General features: G+C 75.6%; 6 protein-coding genes and 1 pseudogene. 3 read left to right on the top strand and 4 right to left on the bottom strand.

Features of this window, described 5'->3' with window-relative positions:
• Nucleotides 1–194: 194 nt before the first annotated feature.
• A complete protein-coding gene (locus PV341_RS25180; protein ID WP_500359025.1) occupies nucleotides 195–500 on the top strand; it encodes a hypothetical protein in 306 nt (101 codons plus the stop codon).
• Nucleotides 501–561: 61 nt separating this feature from the next.
• On the opposite strand, the gene PV341_RS25175 is transcribed toward PV341_RS25180, so the two are convergent.
• Nucleotides 562–1119 carry a DUF6344 domain-containing protein gene (locus tag PV341_RS25175; RefSeq protein ID WP_500359024.1) on the bottom strand — a complete coding sequence of 186 codons (558 nt, stop codon included), beginning with the start codon at nucleotides 1117–1119 and terminating at the stop codon, nucleotides 562–564.
• A gap of 368 nt (nucleotides 1120–1487) precedes the next feature.
• Here PV341_RS25175 and PV341_RS25170 point away from each other — a divergent pair, with 368 nt between their 5' ends.
• Entirely contained in the window at nucleotides 1488–2375 is an 888-nt protein-coding gene (locus PV341_RS25170; protein ID WP_500330971.1) for an LLM class flavin-dependent oxidoreductase, read from the top strand.
• Here the strand turns inward: PV341_RS25170 and PV341_RS25165 are convergent.
• The gene (locus tag PV341_RS25165) at nucleotides 2368–2784 is read right to left on the bottom strand and encodes a DUF6083 domain-containing protein (RefSeq protein WP_500330969.1); all 417 of its coding nucleotides are present in this window, start codon (nucleotides 2782–2784) and stop codon (nucleotides 2368–2370) included. The genes PV341_RS25170 and PV341_RS25165 overlap by 8 nt on opposite strands.
• Before the next feature lie 108 nt (nucleotides 2785–2892).
• Between PV341_RS25165 and PV341_RS25160 the strand changes: the two genes are divergently transcribed.
• Entirely contained in the window at nucleotides 2893–3753 is an 861-nt protein-coding gene (locus PV341_RS25160; protein ID WP_500330968.1) for an HAD family hydrolase, read from the top strand.
• A gap of 12 nt (nucleotides 3754–3765) precedes the next feature.
• Here PV341_RS25160 and PV341_RS25155 read toward each other — a convergent pair.
• Nucleotides 3766–4872: pseudogene (locus PV341_RS25155) on the bottom strand (GAF domain-containing sensor histidine kinase); the annotation flags it as partial.
• 51 nt (nucleotides 4873–4923) lie between these two features.
• Nucleotides 4924–8409, bottom strand: coding sequence for a thiol reductant ABC exporter subunit CydD (cydD, locus tag PV341_RS25150; protein WP_500359023.1), 3486 nt, complete (start codon nucleotides 8407–8409; stop codon nucleotides 4924–4926).
• Between the last annotated feature and the right edge of the window lie 10 nt (nucleotides 8410–8419).

Raw genomic sequence — 8419 nt, 5'->3', positions numbered from 1 at the left:
GGGGTGTGCGGGGGGTGGGAGTGCGGAGCGTGCGTGTGCGGGGCGTGCATGGGCGGTACGTGCCTGCTCCGCCGTACGCGCGGATGCGGCGGTACGGGCCGCCGTCGTGCGCGGGCGGGTCGGCGACTGGACGGTCCGTGGCTCCGTCGCGGACCGGGGTGTCCCGCCGCGTGTGGGGCCGGGTCGAGCCGGCGGTGACCGTCACAGCCCCGGGGGTGCGGGTCGTCTCCGGCATCGTCGTCCTCGTCATCGTGCTCGGGGTGGTGCTCGTAGTTGTGCTCGGGGTGGTGCTCGGGGTGGTGCTCGCGGTCCTGCTCGGGGTGGTGCCCGGCGTGGTGCTCACTGCCGTGCTCCGGCGCGGGCCCGTGTGTGCGCCCGTCGTCCGGGGAGTCCGGACGGTTCCGCTGGAGCGGGCGCCGTGTCCGGCGCCGTGGTGGTGCTGGTGCGCTTGCCCTCGGGCGGTCCGCTCGACGCGGTCCTCCGCAGTGGGTACGGCCTGACGTGACGTCAACGGGAGCCGTGCGGCACGCCGTACCGGCTGGTCACGCGCGTCCGCGGCGGTCATGCGCAGAGCGCCCACTCGCGGCGGCGGGGGGTGCGGGCCGGGGCCGCGGTCGCGTCGGTCAGCGCGGGGTCGAGGCCGGCGTCGCCGATCGGACGGGTGCGCACGCGGGCCACGGGCGAGGCGCCGTGGGCCTCGGCCCGGATGCGCTGCTTCATCGTCGGCGGCAAGGAGCGTGCGTCGGCCGCGGCGGTGAGGCAGGGCGCCGGGACGAAGGGGACGGACGGCTCGGGCACGACGGGTTCGCTGCGGTACGACGTGCGGCACGACGGGACGTCCGGTGTGCGTCCGCCCGGTTCGACGCGCGGCCCCGGACCGGACGCGGCGGCGCCCACCGCCACCGGTTGTGGTGCTGGCTCCGTACGCGGCGCCGGTGCCCAGTGGCGGACCGCCTCGGCGGTCGGCAGGAACCGGGTCCCGGGGAGGGTCTCGGGTCGCGGCGCGGCAGGAGCCGTGCTACGCGACGCCGGGACGGCGAACCCGAAGTACGCGACCATCTTGAGCAGGAGCGTCACGAAGACGTCCCAGAACGTCCTGACATGGGTGTTGGCAGCCATGACCTCTCACTTCCTTCGGTGAGTCGGGAGCGACTAATCCGATGATGCGGAAGTGAGCACGAAATCCTCGGTGCCGCACCCCGAGGGCGCCGATATTCCGATCAACACCACCCGGGTGGCCCAGCCGTGCCCCGGCCGGCCGCTCCGGCGAGGAACTTCCCGCGCAGTGCACCCCGAGTTGCGGGTCCTGACGTCTGGGGGTAGGGCGGCGTCCCGTTGCGCGTGGCGTGCGTCGCCCCGTCCACAGGATGCGCAGGCGGGGGCCGCGCGGGGCCCGGTTGGCCGCGTTTTCCACCGGACGGCGGCCGGAGCCCCGATCGTCCGACCGCTCCGGGCCGGGCGGCGCCAGGGCCCGTAGGGTGGAGGACATGCGCCTGAGCACTGTGATCCTGCCGATCCACCGCTGGAACGAGGGCCGGAAGGTCTGGCGTCGGGCCGAGGAACTCGGCTTCCACGCCGCCTACACCTACGACCACCTGTCGTGGCGGAGCTTCCGGGACGGCCCGTGGTTCGGGGCGGTGCCGACGCTGACGGCGGCGGCCGTGGCGACGGAGCGGATCCGGCTGGGCACGCTCGTGACCTCGCCGAACTTCCGGCACCCGGTCACGCTCGCCAAGGAGTTGATCTCCCTCGACGACGTGAGTGACGGGCGGCTGACGCTCGGCATCGGTGCCGGCGGGGTGGGCTACGACGCGACCGCGCTGGGGCAGGTGCCGTGGACGCCGCGGGAACGGGCCGACCGCTTCGGCGAGTTCGTCACCGTACTGGACCGGCTGCTGACGGAGCCGGTGGTGAGTCACGAAGGCGAGTTCTACTCGGCGGACGAGGTGCGGAACATCCCCGGCTGCGTGCAGCGGCCGCGGGTGCCCTTCGCGGTGGCCGCGACGGGCCCGCGCGGGCTGCGGCTGGCGGCGCGCTACGGCCAGGCCTGGGTGACCTACGGCGACCCGAAGGGCCCGGCGGAGGTGCCGGTGGACAAGTGCCCCGAGGTCGTCTCGCACCAGTACGACCAGCTGGAGATCGCCTGCGCCGAGATCGAGCGGGATCCGGGCGAGCTCGACCGCATCCTGCTGACCGGGTCGACGGCCGAGCGCCCGCTGGAGTCGCTCGACGCCTTCGTCGACTTCGCCGGCCGTTACGCGGAGGTCGGCATCACCGAGATCGTGCTCCACTGGCCGGTGCCGGACTCCGTCTACGCGGCGGACGAGAAGGTCTTCGAGCGCATCGCGACCGAGGCGCCGGCCCAGCTCAGTTGAGCCGGCGGCGGGCGTTGCGCCGCCACTGGCCGAGCAGCACGGGTGACGCCGTGGGCGGCGGACCCGCGGGACAGACGTCGAAATGACTGATCCGGCAGGTGGCGGAGGGGTCGGCGGCACGCAGGTTGACCGCCGTGCCGTCACCCGCGACGCGCCAGCGGCGACCGGCCGGGACGGTGGCCGACGGCCACTCGCCGGGCTCGACCAGGATCCAGTGGCCGCCGGCGGTGCGGTGGCGGTAGGCGGCGCAGGCGCACCGGCCGCAGGTCGTGGCGGTGCCGGCCGCCGGATCGGCGACGGGTATCGCGGTGCGCGCGGCCAGGCGGATGCCGTCCACGACGGTCGGCAAAGCGTCGGCCAGGAGCACCGGTTCCCGGTCGGGCTGCTCTTCACAACGCACAAGGGCCATGGCGAGATGGTGACACCCGGCACTGACAACGGCGACGGAGAGTGTGGCGGTGATCGCACTCAGCGCCCGCCTGCTGTCATATGCAACCGCATGGGGGACCATGGGTCGGTGACCTCAGCCACCCAGCATCCCAGGACCCCGGACGCCACCCTCGCGGCTCCCGCGCCGCGGCTGATCGCCACCGACCTGGACGGCACGCTCCTGCGCGACGACAAGACCGTTTCGGCCCGGACGATCGCCGCCCTGGCGGACGCGGAGGCCGCGGGCATCGAGGTCTTCTTCGTCACCGGCCGGCCCGCGCGGTGGATGGACGTGGTCGCCGCGCACACCGCCGGCCACGGCATGGCGATCTGCGCCAACGGCGCCGCCGTCTACGACCTGCACCGCGACAAGAGGTTGCTGGCGGCCTACCCCCTCGACCCGCGGGACGCGCTCGCGGTCATCGCCTCCCTGCGCACCGCCGTCCCCGGCACGACCTTCGCCGTCGAGCTGACCGGCGGCTTCGCGTACGAGCCGGAGTACCCGCCGTACGCCCCCGCGCCCGACGCGGTCGTCGCCCCGGTGGAGGAGCTGCTGGACGGCGGGCGGCACGGCCAGCCCGTGCTGAAGCTGCTCGCCAAGCACCCGTCCATCGACCCGGACGCCTTCCTGCGCACCGCACGCGCGGTGGCCGGGGAGCACGCCGAGATCACCCGGTCCAGCGCGTCGGCGCTGCTGGAGATCAGCGGTGCCGGGGTCAGCAAGGCGACGACGCTCGCACGCTGCTGCGCGGACCTCGGCATCTCCGCCGAGGAGGTCGTGGCCTTCGGGGACATGCCCAACGACCTCGCCATGCTGTCGTGGGCAGGCACCTCGTACGCCGTCGCCAACGCCCACCCCGAGGTGCTGGCCGCCACGACGCACCGCACCGTGGCGAACGAGGAGGACGGCGTCGCCCTGGTCATCGAGCGGATCCTCGCCGCCCGCTGACCCCCTCCGGTCTCACAGGGGCGCCTCCCAGGCGAGCGTGGTGCCCTTGCCGTCCGGCCCCGGCCCGAAGATCGACTCGCCGCCCAGCGACTCCGCGCGGCGGGCGAGGTTGCGCAGCCCGCTGCGCCGCCCGGTCTCCGGGATGCCGACGCCGTCGTCGGAGACGATGAGCCGCACCCCCTCGCGGCCGTCGGCGAGCACGGCGGTGGCGTCGAGCACCACCTCGACCCAGGTGGCGCCCGCGTGCCGCTGGACGTTGGACAGCGCCTCGCGCAGCGCCGCCACGAGGTTGCGGGCGCTGAGCGCGCCGACCCGGTGGTCGACGGGTCCGACGAAGCGGACGGAGGGCGGGAAGCCCAGGCCCCGCGCGGCGGAGCCGGTCTCCCGCAGCACCTGGGCGCGCAGTCCCGCCGGTGCGTCGTCGCCCGGCTCCTGCTGCAGCGCGAAGATCGCCGTCCGCACCTCCTGAATGGTGGCGTCCAGTTCCTCGACCGCGTGCGCGATGCCCGCCTCCGCTTCGGGCGGCAGCGCCTTGCGCCGGGCCCCCTGCAGCATCAGGCCCGTCGCGAAGAGCCGCTGGATGACCAGGTCGTGCAGGTCGCGGGCGATCCGGTCGCGCTCCTCGTAGACGGCCAGCCGGTTGCGGTCGCGCTGGGCGTCGGCGAGCAGCAGGGCCAGCGCCGCCTGCGCCGCGAACTGGACGGCGACGAAGCGCTCGTCCTCGGTGAAGCCCGGCACGCCGTGGGCCCTCGGCAGCGCGAGCGCGCCCATCACATGACCGCTGCTCTGCAGCGGCAGGATCATGCAGGCCCCGAAGCGCGGGGCGATCGCCATGGTCATCCGGTCGTCGGTCGAGGCGTCCTCCACGAACACCGGCTCGCCCGCCATCAGCGGCGCCACAGGCGGGCTGTCCGCCTCGAGCACCGTGCCGACCAGGCCCGCGGGCTGCTGGGCCGAGACCGCGACCACCTCCAGACCGCCCTCGACCGTCGGCAGCAGAACCAGGCCCGCGTCAGCCGCCACGAGCGCGCGGGCCTGCTCGGCGACGACGTCGAGCGCGTTCTCGCCCGGTTGTTCGTCCGCCAGCAGCGCGGCCGTGACCGAGCCGACGGCGTCCAGCAGCTTGGCCAGTGGTTCTGCCATACGGCGAGCCTAGGCCGGTGCCGCGTCCTACGCCGTGATCGACTCCGGCTCGGGCGCGCCCAGTGCGTCGGCCGCACGCTCGCGGTCCAGGCCCCGGCGGAACGGGCCGTCGGCGGCGGCCAGCTCCTGGTGCGTACCGCGCTGCACGACCCGGCCGCGGTCGAGGACGAGGATCTCGTCGACCCCTTCCAGACCGGTGAGGCGGTGGGTGATCAGCACGGTCGTCCGGCCCGTGGTCGCGGCCAGCAGATCGGCGGTCAGGGCGTCGGCGGTGGCCAGGTCGAGGTGTTCGGCGGGCTCGTCGAGCACCAGGACGGGGAAGTCGGCGAGCAGCGCCCGGGCCAGCGCCAGCCGCTGGCGCTGGCCGCCGGACAGGCGGGTGCCGTGCTCGCCGACCGGGAGGTCGAGGTCCAGGTCGAGCCGGGCCGCGGCGAGCGCGCCGCGCAGCTCCGCGTCGTCCGCGCCGGGGCGGGCCAGGCGCAGGTTCTCCCGGACCGTGCTGTCGAAGGCGTGCGCGTCCTGGGCGCACAGGCCGACCATGCGGCGCACGGCGTCGCCGTCGAGGGCCGTGGCGTCGGTGCCCGCGAGGGTGTAGGTGCCCGCCTCGACGTCCAGGAAGCGCAGCAGCACGTGGGCGAGGGTCGTCTTGCCCGAGCCGGAGGGGCCGACGACCGCGATCCGGCGACCGGGAGTCAGTTCGAGGCCGACGCCGTCCAGCGCGGGCCGGGGCTGCCCCGGATGGCGGGCGGTGAGACCGCGCAGCACCAGGGGGTGCGGTCCGGCGGGCGCGGGGGCAGGGCGTTCCGGCTCCCGTACGGACTCGGGGGTGTCGAGCACGTCGTACACGCGCTGCGCCGCCTGCCGGCTGCGCTGCCGGTACTGCGCCGCGAGCGGCATGGCCGCCACCGCCTCGAAGGCCGCGAGCGGGGTGAGCACGACGACCGCGAGCGCGACCCCGGACAGTCCGCCGGCGGCCACCGCCCGCACGCCCGCCCAGGCGCAGAGCGTGACGGTGACTCCGCTGACCAGGGCGCCGAGCCCGGCCCCGAGCGCCGCACCGGCCGCGGAACGCGCCGCGATCCGGGTGAGCACGCGGTCCGTCTCGGCCGCCTTGGCGCGGCGCCCGGGCAGTGCCCCGGCGACGGTCAGTTCGGCGGTGCCGGTGAGCACCTCGACAACCTGGGCCGCGAGTTCACCGCGGGCGGGGGCGAGCGCGCGTTCGGCGCGCCGGGCCAGCGCCGCGGAGACGGCCGGCACGGCCACGCCGGCGGTGAGCAGTCCCACCGCCAGGGCGGCTCCGGCACCGGGCAGCAGCCACGCCGTGAACGCGGCCGCCGCGGTACCGGTGAGCGCGGCGGCGCCCGCGGGGAGCAGCCAGCGCAGGAAGTAGTCCTGCAGGCCGTCCACGTCGGCGACGAGGCGGGAGAGCAGGTCGCCCCGCCGGGTGTCGCGCAGCGCGGCGGGCGCGAGCCGCTCCAGCCGGCGGTACACGGTCACCCTGAGGTCGGCCAGGGCGCGGAAGACGGCGTCGTGCGAGACCAGGCGCTCGGCGTAGCGGAACACCGCCCGGCCGATCCCGAAGGCCCGGGTCGCGGTGACCGCGACCATCAGGTAGAGGACCGGCGGCTGCTGCGAGGCCCGGGATATCAGCCAGGCCGAGGTCGCCATCAGACCGACGGCGCTCAGCAGCGCGAGGGCGCCGAGCAGCAACGCGAGGGCGAACCGCGGCCGCAGCGGCGACGTGACCCGGCGTACCCGGGTCAGCGGCGCGGAGGTTCTTGCGGCGGCGGAGGGCGCGGCCGGCGCGACGGCGAGGGCCGCGCCGAGGGGTTCGGGGGCACTGACCGTGGCCGCGACCTGCCGTTCGGCCCTGGCGGGGTGCCCCGCGGTGGACGGCACGGCACGCTCCGGGCGGCCGTCGAGCCGCACCGTGCGGTCCGCCACGGCCAGCAGCGCCGGGCGGTGCACCACGAGCAGCACCGTGCGGCCGGCCGCGAGCCGCCGTACGGCGTCGACCACGGCCGCCTCGGTCTCCCCGTCCAGCGCCGCCGTGGGTTCGTCGAGCAGCAGCAGCGGCCGGTCGGCGAGGAACGCCCGGGCCAGGGCGACGCGTTGCCGCTGTCCGGCGGAGAGCCCGGCGCCGCCCTCCCCGACCACCGTCGCGGGGTCGAGGTCCGGGGCGCCCGCGTCCCGGAGCGCGGCGCGGACCCCGGCCGGGCTCGCGTCCGGCCGGGCCAGCCGTACGTTGTCGGCGACGGTCCCGGCGAAGAGGTACGGCCGCTGGGGGACCCAGGCGATCTGCCGGTGCCAGCCGGCCGGGTCGTGGGCGGCGAGTTCGGTGCCGCCGGCCAGGACCCGTCCCGAGGTCGGCTCGGTGAAGCCGAGCAGCACGGAGAGCAGGGTGCTCTTGCCGATCCCGCTGGGGCCGGTGAGGGCGATCGTCTCGCCGGGGGAGACCCGCAGGGAGACGGCGCCGAGGCGGCCCTGCACGGCGACCCCGTCCAGTTCGACGACCGCGGCCCGCAGGTCGGGGGCCGGGGCCGTGCCGCGCCGGGGCGGCGCGGTCTCCAGCACGGCGAAGACCTCGTCGGCGGCGGAGAGCCCCTCGGCGGCCGCGTGGTAGTGGGCTCCCACCTGGCGCAGCGGCAGGTACGCCTCCGGCGCCAGGACGAGGATGACCAGCCCGGTGCGGAGGTCGAGTTCACCGTGGACCAGCCGCATGCCGACACCGACGGCGACCAGGGCGACGGAGATGGTGGAGAGCAGTTCCAGGGCGAAGGAGGAGAGGAAGGTGATGCGCAGCGTCCGCATCGTGGCGCGCCGGTGGTCGGCGGTGATGGCGCGGATGGACTCGGCCTGGGCCTTGGCCCGGCCGAAGACCTTGAGGGTGGGCAGGCCCGCGACGACGTCGAGGAAGTGGCCGGACAACCGGGCGAGCAGCTGCCACTGACGGTCCATGCGGGCCTGGGTGGCCCAGCCGATGAGGACCATGAAGACCGGGATGAGGGGGAGGGTCAGGGCGATGGTGAGCGCCGAGATCCAGTCCTCGGTGACGATGCGGGCGAGGACGGCGGCGGGCACCACGACCGCCAGGCCCAGTTGGGGCAGGTAGCGGGCGAAGTAGCCGTCGAGGGCGTCGACGCCCCGGGTGGCGAGCGTGGTGAGCTCACCGGTCCGGCGCTCGGTGAGCCCCGCCGGGCCCAGTGCGGTGACGTGCTCCAGCAGCCGTGTGCGCAGCCGGGACTTGACCGCGGCGGAGGCGCGGTGGGCGCACAGCTCGGTGAGCCAGGAGACGGCCGCCCGGCCGGCCGCGACGCCGGCGAGCAGCAGCAGGGGGGTGCGCAGCCCTACGGCGTCGAGACCGTCCTGGAAACCTCCGACGACGATCTCCGCGAGGAGCATCGCCTGCGCGATGACCAGGCCCGCGCCGGCGAGACCGAGCAGGACGGAGACGGCGAGGAACACACGGGTCGCGCGGGCGTACCTCAGGAGCCGGGGGTCGACGGGTTTCACGTGAAACAGC

Origin of the sequence: Streptomyces sp. PA03-1a, from assembly GCF_033792805.1 — a bacterium.
GTDB lineage: Bacteria > Actinomycetota > Actinomycetes > Streptomycetales > Streptomycetaceae > Actinacidiphila.
The sequence above is the reverse complement of the archived record's forward strand: the minus strand, read 5'-3'. Positions and strand labels throughout refer to the sequence as shown.